This is a genomic window from Paenibacillus sp. UNC496MF, assembly GCF_900113915.1.
GTDB classification, from domain to species: Bacteria; Bacillota; Bacilli; order Paenibacillales; family Paenibacillaceae; genus Paenibacillus_Z; species Paenibacillus_Z artemisiicola.
On sequence record NZ_FORE01000038.1, the window covers coordinates 1 to 1232 of the forward strand.

The following is a 1232-nucleotide window of genomic DNA, read 5'->3' on the forward strand; positions in this document are numbered from 1 at the left end:
TCGCGTGCGATGACGACCGCTTCCTGCGCAAGCCCCGTTTGCAGCAGCTGCGCTTCGATCTCGCCCAGTTCGATCCGGTAGCCCCGGATTTTCACTTGGTGGTCGATCCGGCCTAGGAACTCTATGTTTCCGTCCGGCAGCCATCTCGCGAGATCCCCGGTTTTGTACATTTTTTCGCCCGGCACGAACGGGTTCGGCACGAATTTCTCCGCCGTCAGTTCCGGACGGTTCCAGTACCCTGGGCCAACCCCGGCACCGCCAATATACAATTCTCCCGCCACGCCTACCGGCAGAAGACGTTGATTTGCATCGGTTACATACAAACGGACATTCGATAGCGGTTTGCCGATTGGCGTATTTCCTGCAGACGAAAGATATCCGGTGTCGGCGTTTAAGTCCGACTCAAAGCAGCTGGCATCCACACAGGCTTCCGTGACGCCATAGCAATTAATTACCCGTGTGCGGGAACCCAATCTTTTTTGCAGCTTCTCAAATTCAAGCGGTGGACAACTATCGGCGCCTATAATTAACCATTTCAAGGTTCTAATCTGCCACTCTTCAATCCTTTCCATGAGCGAAAAAATGAGCGCAGGAGTCGAATTGAAGAATGAAATTTCATGCTTCGCCATGATTTGAGCCAAAGCAGCCGGGTCCAAACGATCTTCGTTCGAACAAATGACCATTTTTCCGCCATGAAGCAGCGAACGCGTCAGATCTCCGACGAAGACGTCGAAAGAAAAGCTCGCCATTTGCAAAAGATGAACCGGGAAGGAATTCAAATTGTATTCCTTTACCCACGCATAATACAGGTTTTGGATATTCCGCTGCTCGATCATGACGCCCTTCGGCAATCCGGTCGTACCCGACGTGAACATCACATAAGCTAAATCATTCCGCTTCGTAACGGAATGCAGATTAGTCGTTTCTTCCGATTCCATCGACGCTTCATCCAAATTCATAACCTCTCCTGAAAAGGAGTCCGGCTCCGAAATCGATGTTTGAGTTAAAAGCAGCTTCGCGCGGCTTTCTTCGAGCATATATTGGATCCGCTCTTTCGGATAATCGGGGTCGATCGGCACGTAAGCACCGCCCGCTTTCCATACGCCCAGCACCCCAATGACCATATCTGCAGAACGATTGACTTGAATGCCGATAAGCTCACCCGGCTGCACGCCTTTCTTCCGCAGCACCCGCGCCAGCTGATTCGCCCGCGCGTTCAGTTCCCGGTACGT

Annotated in this window: 1 protein-coding gene; it reads right to left on the reverse strand. The window is 52.0% G+C overall.

Annotated features, from left to right (window positions below; genetic code table 11):
• The coding region (locus BMZ79_RS33465) for a non-ribosomal peptide synthetase (RefSeq protein ID WP_143089211.1) at positions 1–1232 on the reverse strand (1232 nt) is incomplete at both ends.